Here is a 15,759-nt window from a genome sequence, read left to right on the forward strand (position 1 = left end):
CAAGATGGGAGAGGCCCCGCGGGGCCTCTTTCATTATCTTCCGTCGGCCGCCACTTACATTTGGTTCAGACCACTGCGTCTAGGCCGAGTTCCTCAAGGCGATCGAGTTGCCGGATTTCCTCTGCTGTCAGCGGGATACCGTCCTTTTCCGCGCGAGCGCGGGCGGCAAAGCGGCGTTGAGACGGCAGGCGCGCGCCTTGGCCGACAATCGCTTCGAACAGCACTTCCGCACGGGCGAGCGGATTTCCAGGTCGACCAGCAGCGAAGGCCTCCGGCGAGAAGGCGACGATGAGTTCGCCGTGCCGCGGTGCGAAGGCCGTGGAGCCGAGATAATCGAGCGCTTCGCGGCTGGTGAAGTCGCCGATCATGATGCCGGCCAGAAGCTCGATCATCGTGCCGATCGCCGACCCCTTATGCCCCCCGAACGGCAGCATTGCGCCGGCCAGTGCCGCTTCCGGATCCGTGGTCGGCTGGCCCTCGGCATCGATCGCCCAGCCCTCGGGGAGGGGTTTGCCGGCGCGCCGATGCAGCTCGATCTCGCCGCGGGCGGCAACCGAAGTCGCGAAGTCGAAGACGTAAGGCGGATTATCGAGGCGCGGCCAGCCGAAGGCGAAGGGATTGGTTCCGAGGAGCGGCGCTGTGCCTCCGGCGGGTGCCACCGTGGAATAGCTCGGACACATGGCAAAGGCGGCAAGGCCTCGATCCGTCAGGGCTTCCACCTCCGGCCAGAGCGCTGCGAAATGCGTGCAGTCGTTGATGGCGAGTGCGGCAATGCCGAAGCGGCGAGCCCGTTCGGCAAGCACAGGCATGCCGAGCTCGAAGGCTGCATTGGAAAAGCCGCTCTTGGCATCGACGCGAACGATGGCGGAGCCATCATTTTGTTCGAGAACCGGCACCGCATCCGGCCGCGCCTTGCCAGCCTTGACCGCACGCAACACGCCTTCGATGCGGTAGAGGCCGTGCGACTTGCAGGCGTCGCGTTCGCCGGCGACAATCACCCGCGCGATTGCACCGGCCTGCTGCGCATTGATGCCGGCTTTTGAAAGGATCGCTTCGACACGGCCTTGCAGCGCATCAGGCGTCAGGGTGATCACGTCAGTCAATTTCGGTTCTCCCATATTATGCTCGCTTGCATCATAGACTTGAAAATTATAAATACAAAAAGAATACAAAAAATCGACATGCTATGCCGTCGCGCTTTTCGGCTTCAGCTAAGGAAGGCCAGTGAATTGCCGTCACCCGCAAATATCTGGTCGCTGCAGCCGAAGAAATGACGGTAAAACGGATCCGCACCGGCGTTGCCGAGACGTTCTTGATCCTTCCGACAAGAACGCTTGCCATGGCGCCGGAACATATGTTGTCTGATGACGTAATATCCGCGCTTGATCCCGCATCGGAGGAGGGATGACCATGATCTGCCTAACGCTTGGACCAGCGCCTGCTCGCGATGTCTCCGATCGCGTTGCCTCTTTCCACCGGAGCGTCATGACCGAGATCGGCAAGTCCGAACAGATTTTCGGCGCGCCGCAGTATCAGCAGAAATCTCTCGCGAGCGTGCGTTGATGGCAAAACCGGACGTTATCGTCATCGGGGCCGGCGTCATAGGCCTATCCGCCGCGATTGCGGCTCAGTCGCGCGGTTTGAGCGTCGTTGTCGTCGACCGCGAGGGGCCGGCCGCCGGCGCTTCGGCCGGCAATGCCGGTGCCTTCGCCTTCACGGATATCCTGCCGCTGGCGTCCCCCGGCATCTTGAAAAAGGCGCCGAAATGGCTCCTCGATCCGCTGGGGCCGCTCTCGGTGCCGCCTGCCTATGCACTCAGGATCGCGCCCTGGATGTTTCGGTTCTGGCGTGCCTGCCAGCCCTCACGCGTGGCCCACTCCACGGCGGCGCAGACAAGCCTGATGGATCTTTCCAAGGCCGAACTTGAGCCTTTTCTCACCGCGACGGAGACGCTCTCCATGCTGCGCAAGGAGGGTAATCTCCAGGTCTATGAAAGCGAGGCGGAATTTCGCGCTTCGCTGCCAGGCTGGGAGGTTCGCCGCAATCACGGCATCGAATTCCAGCATCTGAAGGCCGACGAGATGGCGGCGATCCAGCCCGGGTTGGCGTCGCGCTTCATCCTCGGCACCTTCACGCCGGGCTGGTATTCCATCGCCGATCCCAAGCTTTACACGCTGGCGCTGGCCGCGCATTTTTGCAGCCGCGGCGGCGTCATCGAGACATCGGAGATTTCGTCGCTTCGGGCGCTCCCGGTTGGGGTCGAGGTGGTGGCTGCGGATGGAAAGCTGCGCCAGGCCGGCAAGGTCGTCCTAGCCGCCGGCGCCTTCTCGCATCGGATCGCCAAAACGCTGGGCGAGCATATGCCGCTCGAAACCGAGCGTGGCTACAACACGACGCTTCCGGCCGATGCCTTCGACCTGCGCACGCAGATCACCTTCGGCGGCCATGGCTTCGTCGTCAGCAAGCTTTCGACCGGCATTCGTGTCGGCGGTGCGGTGGAGCTGGGCGGATTGGCCTTGCCGCCGAATTTTCGCCGTTCCGAAGCCATGCTGCAGAAGGCGCGCACTCTCCTGACCGGTCTCAAGCCGGAAGGTGGCGTGCAATGGATGGGCTTCCGCCCATCGCTGCCCGACAGCCTGCCTGCGATCGGCAGCGCCAAGGCGACGCCGGACGTGATCTATGCCTTCGGCCATGGTCATCTCGGTTTGACCCAATCGGCCGGCACGGCGCGTATTGTCGCCGACCTTTTGACACGGCAGGCGCCGGCGATCGATCTGACGCCATTCTCGCCGCAACGCTTCTAATGCAAACAGACATGCCGATGTGCATTGCCACATCGGTGCTTACAATCCTCTCGCATATGGACCCACGATGAAATGAACGACACGGCATCGGCTCGCAGCATCATGGGTGGCACGGCGGAGGGCTGCGTCATCGCCACGCAAGAGGCCCTCAGCTTCTGGGGTGGGGTCGATCCGGCCACCGGAAAGGTCATCGATATCCATCATCCGCTGCATGGCGAATGTCTCACCGGCGCAATTCTGATGATGCCTTCGAGCCGTGGCTCCTGCAGCGGCTCCGGCGTGCTGCTCGATCTCGCGCTGACGGGCCGCGCGCCGGCTGCCCTGATCTTTTGCGAAGCCGAGGATGTGCTGACGCTCGGCGCACTTGTCGCCGCCGAAATGTTCGGCCGGCAGCTGCCTGTCGTGCGGCTCCATCCGGATGTCTTTGTGCGCCTGGCGCAGGCAAAAACGGTCAAGGTCGAAACCGCTGCCGTCGTCGCAGATGGCGAGACCATGCCCCTTTTGCCACCTGCTATCTCCGGGCTTTCCTTGACGCAGGCCGACCGGTCCATGCTGGAGGGCGGCGAAGGCGTTGCGGCTGCTCAGGCCATGCGCATATTGACCGCCATGGCGGCTCAGCAGGGTGCCACTTCCCTTATCGACGTGACACAGGGCCATATCGATGGATGTATCTATGCAAGCCCGGCCAACCTGACCTTCGCCGAAAAAATGGCTGAGCTCGGCGGGCGTGTGCGGATACCTACCACCATGAACGCCATTTCGGTCGATCGCACCAATTGGAGATCGCAGGGCGTGCCGGAGGATTTTGGCGATCCCGCCGCGCGGCTCGCGGATGCCTATGTGCGCATGGGCTGCCGCCCGACCTTCACCTGCTCTCCTTATTTGCTCGACGGCGCACCGGGCGCCGGGGAGGCCATCGGCTGGGCGGAGTCCAATGCCGTCATCTTCGCCAACAGCGTGCTGGGCGCGCGCACCGCCAAGCATCCCGATTTCCTCGATCTTTGTATTGCATTGACAGGTCGCGCGCCGCTTTCGGGCGTATATCTGGATGAAAATCGCAAGGCGACGCGTATCCTCGACGTTGAACTTTCAGAAGGTCGCGACGATGCTTTCTGGCCGCTCATCGGCTATCTTGCCGGAAAAGCGTCTCCCGATCGCATTCCGTTGCTGCGTGGTCTTGCCGCCGGACATCCGTCACGCGACGACCTGAAGGCGCTCTGCGCTGCCTTTGGCACGACGTCTGCTGCTCCCATGCTGCATGTCGATGGCGTGACGCCGGAGGCTGTCGATGCTCACGATCCGAATGCTGATCGCCTGACTATCACACGCGCCGACATGGCAGCCGCCTGGAAAATACTGAACGAGGGGCCGGAAGCCGTCGAGCTTGTCGCCATCGGCAGCCCGCATGCCTCGCTTGCCGAATGTCATATGCTCGCCGACGCCTTTGCCGGCCGCCGCCGCTTGCCTGAGGTAATGGTCATCGTCACAGCAGGACGCGATGTCATCGCGGCTGCGGAGGCGGACGGGACGCTGGCGCGGTTGCGCGGCAGCGGCGTGCAGGTTTTGCCCGATCTTTGCTGGTGCTCGATCTCGGAGCCGGTCTTCCCGCCCGGCACGCGTGCGGTCATGACCAACTCGGGCAAGTATGCGCATTATGGTCCGGGCCTCAGCGGACGCGCAGTGCGCTTTGGCAGCCTTGCCGATTGTGTCGAGGCGGCTGTCGTCGGGCGCGTTGCAGCGGGGTTGCCGGACTGGCTTTGGAAGGAATGACGGTGCACCGTTTCCACGCATCGGTGCGACGTTTTCGTCCGTAAGCCTAGACGACCGTTTCGCCGCCATCGACGACGAGGATTTGTCCTGTCATGTAGGAGGAGCGGTCGGAAACGAGGAATAGGATCGGTTCGGCGATTTCCGACACATCGGCCCATCGTCCAAGCGGCACTTTCTCGGCGATGTAATCTTCAATGGCGCTGCGTCCACCCATCTGCGTGATGAATGGCGCGTTGAACGGCGTGTCGACCCAGCCGGGGCAGAGCGCGTTGACGCGGATGCCGAAGCGGGCATAGTCGCCGGCCATCTGGCGGGTCATGGCGATGACAGCGTGTTTGGAGGTGGTATAGGCGATCATCTCGCGATCATAGAGCACGCCCGATGACGACGAGGTGTTGAGGATGACGCCCTTGCCAGCCTTCTTCATGATCGGCATGACGAAACGCGAAGCCATGAAATGCGCCCGGACATTCAGGTTCCAGGACGTATCGAAGCCGGAAACCGCGACCTCTTCCAGATTACCGGCGACCTGAGCGCCGGCGTGATTGTGCAGAATATCAATGCGTCCGTGCCGCGCGGCGATCTTTGCGACACCGGCCTTAAGCGCCTGATCGTCCATGACGTCAACGACCAGGCTTTCGGCGCTGCCACCCGCCTCGGCAATCTGGTTCACAGTTTCCTCGGCATTTGCCAAGTCGATATCGGCGACGACCACATGCGCGCCTTCGCGCGCCATGATCAGCGCGCCGGCGCGGCCGATGCCGGAGCCGGCTCCGGTGACGATTGCGACCCGATTCTTGAGTATCATGATGTTTCCCTGGTCAGTTTGTCGTTGTCTTTTCGCGCATCAGGAAACGCGCGATGAGAATGAGGAAGAGCGATGCGATCAGCACCATGGTCGCGATCGCGTTGATCTCCGGCGTGACGCCGCGGCGGATCGAGGCGAAGACATAGATCGGCAGCGTCGTGTTCGATCCTGCGACGAAGAAGGCGATGATGAAATCGTCGAAGGAGAAGGTGAAAGCGAGCAGGAAGCCGGCGAGGACCGACGGCATGATCTGCGGCAACACGATCTGCCGGAACGTGGTCAGCGGCGTGGCGTAGAGGTCGCTGGAGGCTTCAACGATGTCACGGCCAAGGCTTGCAATGCGCGCCTTCACGATCATCGTCACCAGCGCCATGGTGAAGAGGCCGTGTGCCGCGATAATCGAGCCATAGCCGAGCGCGAATTTCGGCGGCTGATCGCCAGGCCAGACGGCCGCGATCAATGGGTTGATGATGCCGAAGACCTCGACGAGTGCCACCAGCGTCGCAATGCCGATGACGACACCAGGCACGACGATCGCGGCGGCAAAGAGCCCGTCGAAGACGGCGCGGGCACGAGGACCGAGCCGTTCCAGGCCGATTGCTGCCATCGTGCCGAAGACCGCGGCAAGTGCTGCACTGGTGAAGGCGATGATGAGGCTATTGCGCAGCGCTTCCATCAGGAAGGTATTGGACAGCGCCCGTCCGTACCATTGCGTCGAAAAGCCGGTGAATTCGCTGGCATTGCGGCCGGCGTTGAAGGAGAACAGGACGACGAGCGCGATCGGCGTATAGAGAAACAGGTAGACGAAAGTAACGAGTGCGCGCATCAGACGAGATCCACCTGGCGCGTACCGGCAACGCGCCAAGCAATGCGCATCGCGACTACCAACACGATGACGACGACGGCAACGAGCGTTACGGCGATCGCCGATCCGAACGGCCAGTTACGCGACTGAAGGAAGAGATCGACAAGCGCATTGCCGATGAAGAACACCTTGCCGCCGCCGAGCAGCTGCGGGATCAGATATTCCCCGAGCAGCAGGATCGTCACCAGGGCGACGCCGGTCATGACGCCTGGCAAGGAGAGCGGCAGCGTAATGCCGAAGAAGGTCGAGATGGGCCTGGCGCCGAGATCGGCAGAAGCCTCCAGTAGCCGGCGGTCAAGCTTTTCCAGGCTGACATAGATCGGCATGATCATCAGCGGCAGATAGCCATAGACGATGCCGAGCAGCACGGCTCCGGGCGTGTTGATGAGCCGGACATTCTCTATGCCCAGGAATTCCAGCAGATGCGGTATGCCGCGTGCGCCGAGCAGATACATCCAGGCGTATGTGCGCACGAGCAAGCTCGTCCAAAAGGGAACGACGACCAGTGAAACGAGCAGCAGGCGGCGTTGCGGGCTCGCCTTGACGGCCAGATAATAGGCGACCGGATAAGCAACGAGCAGGCAGGCAGCCGCACCAATCGGCGCAAGGATCAACGTATTGATGAAAGCTGCCGACCGCGAGCCAAGATTGGCGAATTGCGCGAAGGTGAAAGCTGCCTGATAGCCACCTTCGGGTGCACGCTCACCAAAGGCAAAGACGATGATGGCGATGAAGGGCAGCACCAGGAAGACGAGCAGCCAGATGCTTGCCGGCCCGACAAGGGCAGCGGTGACGAGGCGCCGTTTTGTGGCTGGGTTAAGGGGCATCGAGAGGTTCTTTGTCTGCCGGTGCTGGGAAGGAAGCCGATCCCTTACCGCCGTCATGGTGCAAGGGATCGGGTCGAAGAAAAACGATCAGGCCGACTTGAAGCGTGCCATCAGTTCGGCACGGCTCGGATCGGTGAGCGTCACGGCGGCACCGAATTCGAGCGGCGTCAGCGAGGCTTCATCCGGATAGACGATCTTGTTCGAGGTGATTTCCTTCGGCAGGAGCTCGATCACACGGCTGTCGGTGGTCGGCGCGCCGTTGGCGATGTGCTCCTTCACCGCATTCTTCGGGTCCATCAGATAGTTGAGCAGGGCATAGCCTGCCGCCTTGTTGGGTGCATCCTTCGGGATCGCGTAATAGTCGGTCCAGATCTCGCCGCCATCCTTGCCGAGCACATATTCAAGCTCGGGCATGTCGCGGTTGAGCTGCGCGCCATCATTGGTCCAGCACATGGTCAGCCAGGCATCGGTCGAACGCATCGACGGCTGATAGTCGGAGTTGATGGCAAAGAGATGCGGCTTGACCTTGATCAGCAGCTCCTCGGCCTTGGCAAGCTCTTCCGGCTTGATCGAGTTGAAATCGTAGCCGAGGGAAACGAGTGCGCTGCCGATGGTGGTCAGCTGATAGTCGTGGACCATGGCGCGGCCGTCGGCCTCGGTCTGGGCGATCTCGAAGAAATCCTTCCAGCTCGAAAGCTTGGTCTTTATCTTCTTGGTGTTGACCGAGAAGCCTGTCGTGCCCCAGTTCTTCGGCACGGCATAGGTCTTGCCGTCGATCTGTCCTTCCTTGGTAAAGCGCGGGCTTTCCGTTGCCTGGCTGAAGTTAGGGATCTTTGACAGATCGAGTTCCTCGATGAGGCCGAGTTTGTGATAGGTCGAAATCGTGTAGTTCGTCGGTACGTAAAGAGACCAGCCGGAGGCGCCTGCCTGCAGCTTTGCGAGCATTTCCTCGTTCGAGCCGAATACGTTGACCTCGACGGCAACGCCGGTTGCGGCCTTGAAATTCTCGAAGGTCGCAGGATCGTGATAGTTCGGCCAGGTCGCGATCGACATCTGCGTGCCGAGTTCGCCGGCGGCATAGGCGGGTGTCGACAGCGCGCCAGGGACGCGCGACAGGACCGCCGTTGCAAGGCCGAGGCCGGTGATATTCAGAAAGTGACGACGGCTGATAGAGCCGCGCTTCAGGCGCATGAATTCGTCCATGAAGCCTTCGGCTGAAATCGGAAGGTTGTCTTTGTAATCCTTGCTCATGATGCTGTTCCCTTGTTTTGGCTTATGCATTCGATGCTGGAAAGACATGGAGGGCCGTGGGGTCGAAGCCGAGGAAGACCTCTTCGCCCGGACCCACGAGATCGCTGTCGTTCATGCTGCGGCGATCCGACGTGATCAGGAAATCGCCGAGACCGGGGACGGTGACTGCGTATTCGGCTGACGAGCCCAGGAAGATGCGATGCGTCACCGTGCCCTTAAAGGACATGCCGGATGTAGCCATGTCGCGGCTGAGATGGATTGCCTCCGGGCGCAGAGCCGCAATTGCCGCGCCCGGTGCCAGTCGCTTGCCGGACGAAAGCGCCGAACCATCCGCGAGGCGAAGCGTTTCGCCATCGGCTTCCATCGTCGCCTCGATGCGATTGGTCTTGCCGACGAAATCGGCGACGAAGAGATCGGCCGGGCGATCATAGACCTCTTGCGGCGTGCCAAGCTGGCGAATGCGCCCTGCGCTCATGACGCAGACGATATCGGCCATCGACAGCGCTTCCTCCTGGTCGTGGGTGACAAGAACGAAGGTAATGCCGAGCTCGCGCTGCAGCGTCTGAAGCTCGATCTGCATGGCCGAGCGCAGTTTCTTGTCGAGGGCCGCCAGCGGCTCGTCGAGCAGGAGCACGGAGGGACGGTTGACGATGGCGCGCGCGAGCGCCACGCGCTGCTGCTGGCCGCCGGACATTTCATGGATGCGCCGCTTGGCGAAACCGCCGAGGCGAACCATCTCGAGCGCTTCGGCGACGCGCCGGTCGATTTCGGCACCGCCGATCTTCGGGCGCATCTGCTTCAGCCCATAGGCGACATTCTGGGCGACGTTGAAATGCGGAAACAGCGCATAGTGCTGGAACACCATGTTGACCGGGCGTCGGTAGGCAGGCACGCCGTTCATCTCACGCCCGTCGATCAGCACCGTGCCTTCGCTCGGCTGTTCAAAGCCGCCGATCATGCGCAGGCAGGTCGTCTTGCCGCAGCCGGAAGGGCCGAGAAGCGCCAGAAATGCGCCCTTGGGCACATTGAGATTGATGTCCGTTACGGCGGTCACGGCGCCATAGCTCTTTGTGACCGAACGGAATTCGATATCGTTCGTTGAAGCGGATGCCACGTCTGTTCCCTGCGGTTGGTCGGCAGTCTTGATCTGCCTTATTGCCACCGTCGTTAAGGAAAGAGTAAGCCCGAGCTTCTCGCGAGGTATATACCCCGAAAGAGGTATTTTCGTGCCAAATGCTTCGTGGGAGGTGTATATAGGGATTGCGCTCAAATGCGCAGGGCGGCAGAGGGGGATCCGTCGCATGAGCACCGACCTTGAAGGGCTGTTTGCCGCCTTCAACGCCACGATCGGCCGATCGTCGATGACGGATGCCGAATTCGGAGAGACGTTCCGTCAGATGATGGCGGCGCTGGTGCGGTTCGATTACGTCGTCGTCTTCGCCTATCGCGGCAAGGAGCGGCCGATCGATCTCTACAGCACTTTCGATCCCGGGGAACATGTCGTCTTCGTCACGCTCTACCAGGCCGGTCCCTATCTGCTGGACCCCTTCTACCACACGGCGCGCAGCCGCCGCGAAGGCGTGCTCAGGATGCGGGAGCTGGCACCGGATCGCTTCTTTTCCAGCGAGTACTACCGAACCTATTACGTTCAGACCGGCTTGGCCGAGGAAATCGGCTTCTTTGTCAATGCCGACGACGACATTACGATCGTCCTCTCATTGATGCGACGCGAGAGGACCGGGGTTTTTCCGCCTGCGGAATTTGCGACGCTGAAGAAGGTCGAGCCGCTGGTCGCAAACATGGTGCGATACTATTGGTCCGGCCTCGCCTCGCGCTTCGATGCGCAATTGGCGGCCGGCAGCAGGGGCCGGCGCAGGAAGGGTGAGAACGAGACCGTCCCGCCAGCGGAAGCCGTCTGGCGGGATCTCAATCTGACAAGCCGTGAGACTGCCATCGTCGAGCTCGTCTTGCAGGGGCACTCATCGGAATCGATCGGCCTGAAGCTCAATATTTCGACGGGTACAGTGAAGGTTCATCGCCGCAACGTCTACCGCAAGCTCGGCATTTCCTCTCAGACCCAGCTGCTTTCCCTCTATCTCAAGAATCTCGCATAGTTCGGTCGAGACTCTAGCCCGACATCCGCGCACCATTTCCATCTCTCGCAAGCAGCTTCAGCCAGGGACCGCAATGGAAGAAGGTCATGAGCAGATACATCGGCACCATCCCGCCGAGCATCGAGCTGCCCTGTGTGGAACAGATCATGTCGCCGGTTGAACCATAAGCGGATAACACGGTCATCAGGGCGAAGCTCGGCGCGGCGGCCAACGCCAGCAGCCGGCCGGCGATGACGGGCAGGGTAGGGGCGGTGCGGCCGCCCCTCTCACCGATTTCGGACGAGACGGACATCAGTTTGCTCCGTACCGATCGTGGTGCTTCCACCATACGCCGGTCTCGTTGCGTCCGAGCGGGGCGCGGTCCAGCCACTGATACATCCCCCAGAGCCCGTCAAGCCCGCGGGCATAGGAGGAGTAGGTGTGATAGATCGCGCCGTCCTGCATGGCGAAGGCGCTGACGCCAGGCCGGTCGCGCGTGTAGGTCGCGATATCCGTCCCCGTCATCGACGCCATTAGTTCGACCGGGCCTTCGCTGCCGCGCAGCTCCCATTGCTGCATCGTCTTGCCCACCTGAGCGTCGGGTATTGGAGGCTCGCGGCGATAATTATATTCGATGCCGCCGTCGCGCTGTTCCTCCGGCGTGAACCAGACATTGAAATCATGGTTGAAATCGCTGTTGGCGGAAGAAGCCCAATCGAAAGTCCAGCCCATGCGCCGCTTGAACTCCTGCAGCTTCGCGAACGGGGCGCGGGAGATGGCCGAGAAGGCGACATCGTGATTTTCAAGATGTACGGCGATGCCGTTGAAGCCGTCTGCGATCGATGAGCAGGATGGGCAGCCGGCCGTGTAGTCCGGTCCGAACATGAAGTGATAAACGAGAAGCTGCGAGCGCCCCTTGAAGAGGCCCGAGAGCGGAACGACACCCTGGTCGGTCTCGAGCCGATAGTCCTTTTCCACCTTCACCCATGGCAATTCCTGACGACGGGCGGCGATCTCGTCGCTGCGCCGCGTCAGCTCTTTTTCTTGCTCCAGCAGGGAAAGCCGTGCCGAAAGCCATTCCTTGCGCGTTCCGGTCCTATGCGTCGTCATGGTTCATCTCCTCTTTGTGTCAGGTCTGTCCTTGTCGGCGCTGCATCTTGCCAGCCGATATGCGATAACTTACCGCTAGGGGCGTAAGGGGTGGGAGTTACAAGTGTGACGGGATTTCGATGGATTCGTTGATCGTCGCGGCTGCCCAGGCGCTTGCATCAGGCGACGTGCTGGGCGCGCTGAAGCGCGTCGCGCTGCGCGACGACGCCCCGGCGCTGGCACTGCGCGGCATCGCAATGGCGCAGCTGGGCGACCTTGCCCGCGCGAAGGTGTTGCTGAAGAATGCCGCGCGCGCCTTCGGCCCGCGCGAGGCGGTTGCCCGTGCTCGCTGCATCGTGGCCGAAGCCGAGATCGCCCTTGTCTCGCGCGACCTCGGCTGGCCCGAGAAAGCGCTGGAGACGGCACGGGCCGCTCTCGAAAAACACGGCGATCAAATCAACGCCGCCCATGCCTGCAATCTGCAGATACGGCGTCTGCTGCTGGTCGGTCATCTGGACGAGGCCGAACGGCTGCTGGCAAAACTCGATGCGTCGCCGCTGCCGCCCGCTGCAAAGGCAAGCCATGAACTGGCGGTTGCCGGCATCGCCATCCGCCGCCTGCGCATTCAGCCGGCACGCGCCGCTCTGGCGCGCGCCGGGGAAGCGGCCGGCAAAGCGGGAATCCCCGCGCTTATGGTCGAGGTCCGCGATGCGGCGCGCGCGCTCGATGAGCCGGCGGCACGCCTGTTTGTGCAGGGGCGGGAAAAGCTGTTGTCGCTTGACGAAGTCGAGACGCTTCTGGCGTCCGATACCTTGGTTGTCGATGCCTGCCGCAATGTCGTGCGCAGCGATGGAGACATTATCTCGCTTGCGAGCCGGCCGGTGCTCTTTGCCCTGGCACGCGCGCTGGCCGAGGCGGCACCCGACGACGCGCCGCGGGAGCTGCTGCTTTCCCGGGCATTTCGCGCCCGTCACGCCGACGAATCCCATCGGGCCAGACTGAGGGTTGAGATTGGCAGGCTTCGCGCCGCCCTAGAGCCGCTTGCCGATATCAATGCGACACAGCACGGTTTCGCGCTGACGCCGCGAGGAAAGCGAGATGTCGTGGTGCTGGTGCCGCCTGTCGAAGTCGAGAATGCCTCGCTGCTTGCCCTGCTGTCGGATGGAGAATCCTGGTCGAGTTCGGCGCTATCTATCGCGCTCGCGATAAGTCCGCGCACGGTGCAGCGCGCGCTCGACGCACTTGCCGCGGATGGGATGGTGCAGGGCGTCGGCAAAGGCCGGGCTCGCCGCTGGATGATGCCGCCGGTTCTTGACTTCCCGTCAACATTGTTACTCCCGGGACCACTGCCGAGCGACTAAGCTTTTGCATCATCGACACTCAACCAATCCCGACTGGAGGATGCATCCATGAAAAAATCCCAAGCGGAAATCATTCGCGAATATGGCCCCTTCGACAATGCGCCGCGTGTAAACGGCGTCACTTTCGACGGGCAGCACGTCTGGTTCGCCTCCGGCGACAAGCTGCATGCCCTGAACCCGGAAAGCGGAGAGCAGGTGCGCACGATCGACGTCGCCTCGCACGCTGGCACCGCTTTCGACGGCCACAATCTCTATCAGATCGCCGAGGACAAGATTCATAAGGTCGACCCTGGAACGGGCAATATTCTCTCCACCATTCCCGCACCGGGCAATGGCGGCGATTCAGGTCTCGCCTGGAGCGACGGCAGTCTGTGGGTGGGGCAGCATCGCGGCCGCAAGATCTACGAGATAGACCCGGAGACCGGCGCCATCCGCCGAACCATCGAATCCAACCGTATCGTCACCGGCGTGACATGGGTGGATGGCGAGCTATGGCACGGCACCTGGGAGGGTGACGAAAGCGATGTCCGCCGCGTCGATCCGGTGACTGGCGAAGTTTTGGAGCGGCTCGAAATGCCGGAGGGTACCGGCGTTTCGGGGCTGGAATCCGATGGCAAGGACCGTTTCTATGCCGGTGGCGGCGGCAGCGGCAAAGTGCGAGCAATCCGCCGTCCGCGCTGAGTGGCGGCAACGAAGACGTCTTGCGCCTGGAATCGGTCGATCGATCCCAGGCGCTCGGTTTTGGAAAGAGTTGACTTACGTCTCCGGCTTGAAAGATCGTATCCCGATCACGACCGGATAGCGCGACTTTGAAGTTCGACGAGCTTTAAACGGAGCTTGGGCTAGATCCTGCGATCGCCATCTCACGCATTTTGAACCAACCGCAATGCCATGCGTTTCCAACATGGAAGCCATGCCTTGCCGGCTTCCGCTTTCATTGCCATATTTCACTTACCAACCGCATTTCAATCATTCCAAGTTGCGAGCCGCGCCGATCCTGACGGATGTCGTGAATGGTCGGGCACGCCAAGGAGAAGTCATGAGTGAGATCACGAAAAGTCTTGGCGAAATGAACTTGCAGGAGCGCGCCGATCTTATGGCGGCCGTCGCGGATGTACTGCAAGCCACCGCCGAAGAGGCCGAGGAGGATGGCGATACGCTTGCCGTCACCAATTCGCTGTTCCTGGCATGTAATCTGCGCGGCTGTTCGTCCGATCTCGGGCTGAATGATCTCAAAGCCGCGGAACTGCTATTGGAGCAGGGGATCACCTTCATCCATCTGCTGAATGGGCGTAAGAAAGGTCGTGGGCTGCTGCATTGACGCAATAAATGGCCGGCCCGGCTGCATCCATCCGATTCAGGACGTACGGATGGATGCTTTGCGCGGTTTGGTTTCCCGTACCATCGGGCCGGCCTTCTCCGGCCGACATGACGACAGTTGGCGCGATCGTCTCAATCTTCCTGAATGGCGCTGTCTTTGGCCGTATCCCGCATGAAGAGATAGACGATGAGCGAAATGCCGATCATCGCGGTCACGTACCAATAGAAACCCTGTTCCCAGCCGCTGCTCTTGAATTTCAACGCCACGAATTCGGCTGTGCCGCCGAAGAGTGTGTTGGCCAGCGCATAGGGCAATGCGACGCCGAGAGCCCGGATATGAGCAGGAAACAGTTCCGCCTTCACGACTGCATTGATCGATGTGTAGCCGGTGACGATGACCAGTGCGCCCATGACGAGCAGCCCGGCGAGGAATGGATCCCTCGTGGTTTCGAGCGCCGAGAAGATCGGATAGGTAAACAGCACACCGCAGAGACCGAAGCCGATCATCAGCGGCTTGCGGCCGATCTTGTCGGAAAGCCCGCCTGCGATCGGCTGCAGCAGCATGAAGATGAACAGCGTGATTGCGTTTATCTCGCTCGACGTTTCGCGGCTGAACCCGGAAGTATTGACCAGGAATTTCTGCATGTAGATCGAATAGGCGTAGAAGGCGAGCGTGCCGCCGGCCGTCAGCAGCATGACGAGCGCAGTTTCCTTGGGGTGCCGCGTGATGAGCATCCAAAAGCCGGATTTTTGTGTATCGCTTGCGCGTACATTTTTGAAGCTTTCGGTTTCTGCCAGGCCGCGGCGCAGCCAGAAGACCACGACTGCAAGCGCTGCTCCCATGAAGAAGGGAATGCGCCATCCCCAGGCATTCAGCGCTTCCGTCGTCATCACCGCCTGCAACAGGATCAACAGGGCAATGGCAAGGAGCTGGCCTGAGATCAGCGTGACATACTGAAAGGACGAGAAGAAACCGCGACGCTGGCGACCGGCCATCTCGGAGAGGTACGTCGCGGAGGCGCCATATTCGCCGCCGACCGACAGGCCTTGCATTAGGCGGGCGAGAACCAGAAGTGCCGGTGCCAGCACGCCGATGGTCTCATATCCCGGCGTCAGCGCGATAATTAGCGACCCCGCACACATCAGCGTCACCGAAAGGGCGAGGCCGGCTTTGCGGCCCTTGCGGTCGGCATAGAGCCCCATGATCCAGGCGCCGATCGGCCGCATGACGAAGCCGACGGCAAAGACAGCTGCCGAATTCAACAGCTGCGCCGTCTGGTCGCCGGCGGGGAAGAAATGCGGTGCGAAATAGAGCGCGAATGCAGCATAGACATACCAGTCGAACCATTCGACCAGATTGCCGGTGGAACCGCCGATGATCGATTTCAGACGTTGACGCCGCGCGGCTCCTTCGGTCGCCGCCGTCGTCGTGATGGTATCTTCTAATGTATTCAGCATTGTTCCTCTCCTCCCGTTCTCACTTCGGATCGTCGTTACGCGGCGATGGCGCAGCAAACGACAGGTTTGTCAGGAGAGCCCTATGCATTTGGGCGGCTGGCGGTCGGCCATTT

General features: G+C 61.4%; 15 protein-coding genes and 1 pseudogene. 7 read left to right on the forward strand and 9 right to left on the reverse strand.

The window, feature by feature from the left end:
- Positions 1-65: 65 nt before the first annotated feature.
- Complete coding sequence (locus FBZ97_RS10530) at positions 66-1,103, reverse strand: Ldh family oxidoreductase (RefSeq protein ID WP_145319161.1); 1,038 nt, start codon at positions 1,101-1,103, stop codon at positions 66-68.
- A gap of 224 nt (positions 1,104-1,327) precedes the next feature.
- Here FBZ97_RS10530 and glnQ point away from each other — a divergent pair.
- The 3 genes and pseudogenes from glnQ to FBZ97_RS10540 all read left to right on the forward strand — a co-directional run.
- A pseudogene (gene glnQ / locus FBZ97_RS34360) lies at positions 1,328-1,563 on the forward strand (glutamine ABC transporter ATP-binding protein GlnQ); the annotation flags it as partial.
- Complete coding sequence (locus FBZ97_RS10535; protein ID WP_145319164.1) at positions 1,563-2,804, forward strand: FAD-binding oxidoreductase; 1,242 nt, start codon at positions 1,563-1,565, stop codon at positions 2,802-2,804. The pseudogene glnQ and the gene FBZ97_RS10535, both read left to right, overlap by 1 nt.
- Before the next feature lie 72 nt (positions 2,805-2,876).
- Complete coding sequence (locus FBZ97_RS10540; protein ID WP_145319167.1) at positions 2,877-4,574, forward strand: aconitase X; 1,698 nt, start codon at positions 2,877-2,879, stop codon at positions 4,572-4,574.
- A gap of 46 nt (positions 4,575-4,620) precedes the next feature.
- Here the strand turns inward: FBZ97_RS10540 and FBZ97_RS10545 are convergent, their stop codons facing one another.
- The 5 genes from FBZ97_RS10545 to FBZ97_RS10565 all read right to left on the reverse strand — a co-directional run bounded on the left by FBZ97_RS10545 (position 4,621) and on the right by FBZ97_RS10565 (position 9,439).
- Positions 4,621-5,382 (reverse strand): SDR family oxidoreductase, encoded by a 762-nt coding sequence (locus FBZ97_RS10545; RefSeq protein ID WP_145319170.1) that lies wholly within the window; start codon positions 5,380-5,382, stop codon positions 4,621-4,623.
- A 13-nt stretch (positions 5,383-5,395) separates the two neighbouring features.
- A complete protein-coding gene (locus FBZ97_RS10550) occupies positions 5,396-6,208 on the reverse strand; it encodes an ABC transporter permease (protein WP_145319173.1) in 813 nt (270 codons plus the stop codon).
- Positions 6,208-7,074 carry an ABC transporter permease gene (locus FBZ97_RS10555; protein ID WP_145319176.1) on the reverse strand — a complete coding sequence of 289 codons (867 nt, stop codon included), beginning with the start codon at positions 7,072-7,074 and terminating at the stop codon, positions 6,208-6,210. The genes FBZ97_RS10550 and FBZ97_RS10555 overlap by 1 nt, the downstream gene beginning before the upstream one ends.
- A gap of 87 nt (positions 7,075-7,161) precedes the next feature.
- Complete coding sequence (locus tag FBZ97_RS10560) at positions 7,162-8,325, reverse strand: spermidine/putrescine ABC transporter substrate-binding protein (RefSeq protein WP_069610179.1); 1,164 nt, start codon at positions 8,323-8,325, stop codon at positions 7,162-7,164.
- Positions 8,326-8,347: 22 nt separating this feature from the next.
- Positions 8,348-9,439 carry an ABC transporter ATP-binding protein gene (locus FBZ97_RS10565; RefSeq protein ID WP_145319179.1) on the reverse strand — a complete coding sequence of 364 codons (1,092 nt, stop codon included), beginning with the start codon at positions 9,437-9,439 and terminating at the stop codon, positions 8,348-8,350.
- A 187-nt stretch (positions 9,440-9,626) separates the two neighbouring features.
- Between FBZ97_RS10565 and FBZ97_RS10570 the strand changes: the two genes are divergently transcribed.
- On the forward strand, positions 9,627-10,439 hold the full coding sequence (locus FBZ97_RS10570) for a LuxR family transcriptional regulator (protein WP_113350734.1): 813 nt from the start codon (positions 9,627-9,629) through the stop codon (positions 10,437-10,439).
- Positions 10,440-10,452: 13 nt separating this feature from the next.
- On the opposite strand, the gene FBZ97_RS10575 is transcribed toward FBZ97_RS10570, so the two are convergent.
- A complete protein-coding gene (locus tag FBZ97_RS10575) occupies positions 10,453-10,731 on the reverse strand; it encodes a hypothetical protein (RefSeq protein WP_113389446.1) in 279 nt (92 codons plus the stop codon).
- On the reverse strand, positions 10,731-11,528 hold the full coding sequence (locus tag FBZ97_RS10580; protein WP_145319182.1) for a thioredoxin family protein: 798 nt from the start codon (positions 11,526-11,528) through the stop codon (positions 10,731-10,733). Before FBZ97_RS10580 ends, FBZ97_RS10575 begins: the two co-directional genes overlap by 1 nt.
- 119 nt (positions 11,529-11,647) lie before the next feature.
- Between FBZ97_RS10580 and FBZ97_RS10585 the strand changes: the two genes are divergently transcribed.
- The 3 genes from FBZ97_RS10585 to FBZ97_RS10595 all read left to right on the forward strand — a co-directional run bounded on the left by FBZ97_RS10585 (position 11,648) and on the right by FBZ97_RS10595 (position 14,189).
- Positions 11,648-12,868 (forward strand): helix-turn-helix domain-containing protein, encoded by a 1,221-nt coding sequence (locus tag FBZ97_RS10585; RefSeq protein ID WP_145319185.1) that lies wholly within the window; start codon positions 11,648-11,650, stop codon positions 12,866-12,868.
- Between the two features lie 48 nt (positions 12,869-12,916).
- Positions 12,917-13,549: a PQQ-binding-like beta-propeller repeat protein gene (locus FBZ97_RS10590; protein WP_113350738.1), complete on the forward strand. Its 633-nt coding sequence runs from the start codon at positions 12,917-12,919 to the stop codon at positions 13,547-13,549.
- Between the two features lie 358 nt (positions 13,550-13,907).
- The gene (locus FBZ97_RS10595) at positions 13,908-14,189 is read left to right on the forward strand and encodes a hypothetical protein (protein WP_145319188.1); all 282 of its coding nucleotides are present in this window, start codon (positions 13,908-13,910) and stop codon (positions 14,187-14,189) included.
- Positions 14,190-14,320: 131 nt separating this feature from the next.
- On the opposite strand, the gene FBZ97_RS10600 is transcribed toward FBZ97_RS10595, so the two are convergent.
- Positions 14,321-15,646, reverse strand: coding sequence for an MFS transporter (locus FBZ97_RS10600; RefSeq protein WP_145319191.1), 1,326 nt, complete (start codon positions 15,644-15,646; stop codon positions 14,321-14,323).
- Positions 15,647-15,759: the final 113 nt, after the last annotated feature.

Source organism: Rhizobium sp. ERR 942, assembly GCF_007828395.1.
GTDB classification, from domain to species: Bacteria; Pseudomonadota; Alphaproteobacteria; order Rhizobiales; family Rhizobiaceae; genus Rhizobium; species Rhizobium dioscoreae.

Bases quoted from the DNA above. Each gene is read 5' to 3' on its own strand.
- FBZ97_RS10535 (WP_145319164.1), top strand. From the start codon at position 1,563: ATGGCAAAACCGGACGTTATCGTCATCGGGGCCGGCGTCATAGGCCTA.
- FBZ97_RS10540 (WP_145319167.1), top strand. From the start codon at position 2,877: ATGAACGACACGGCATCGGCTCGCAGCATCATGGGTGGCACGGCGGAG.
- FBZ97_RS10545 (WP_145319170.1), bottom strand. From the start codon at position 5,382: ATGATACTCAAGAATCGGGTCGCAATCGTCACCGGAGCCGGCTCCGGC.
- FBZ97_RS10550 (WP_145319173.1), bottom strand. From the start codon at position 6,208: ATGCGCGCACTCGTTACTTTCGTCTACCTGTTTCTCTATACGCCGATC.
- FBZ97_RS10555 (WP_145319176.1), bottom strand. From the start codon at position 7,074: ATGCCCCTTAACCCAGCCACAAAACGGCGCCTCGTCACCGCTGCCCTT.
- FBZ97_RS10560 (WP_069610179.1), bottom strand. From the start codon at position 8,325: ATGAGCAAGGATTACAAAGACAACCTTCCGATTTCAGCCGAAGGCTTC.
- FBZ97_RS10570 (WP_113350734.1), top strand. From the start codon at position 9,627: ATGAGCACCGACCTTGAAGGGCTGTTTGCCGCCTTCAACGCCACGATC.
- FBZ97_RS10575 (WP_113389446.1), bottom strand. From the start codon at position 10,731: ATGTCCGTCTCGTCCGAAATCGGTGAGAGGGGCGGCCGCACCGCCCCT.
- FBZ97_RS10580 (WP_145319182.1), bottom strand. From the start codon at position 11,528: ATGACGACGCATAGGACCGGAACGCGCAAGGAATGGCTTTCGGCACGG.
- FBZ97_RS10585 (WP_145319185.1), top strand. From the start codon at position 11,648: ATGGATTCGTTGATCGTCGCGGCTGCCCAGGCGCTTGCATCAGGCGAC.
- FBZ97_RS10590 (WP_113350738.1), top strand. From the start codon at position 12,917: ATGAAAAAATCCCAAGCGGAAATCATTCGCGAATATGGCCCCTTCGAC.
- FBZ97_RS10595 (WP_145319188.1), top strand. From the start codon at position 13,908: ATGAGTGAGATCACGAAAAGTCTTGGCGAAATGAACTTGCAGGAGCGC.
- FBZ97_RS10600 (WP_145319191.1), bottom strand. From the start codon at position 15,646: ATGCTGAATACATTAGAAGATACCATCACGACGACGGCGGCGACCGAA.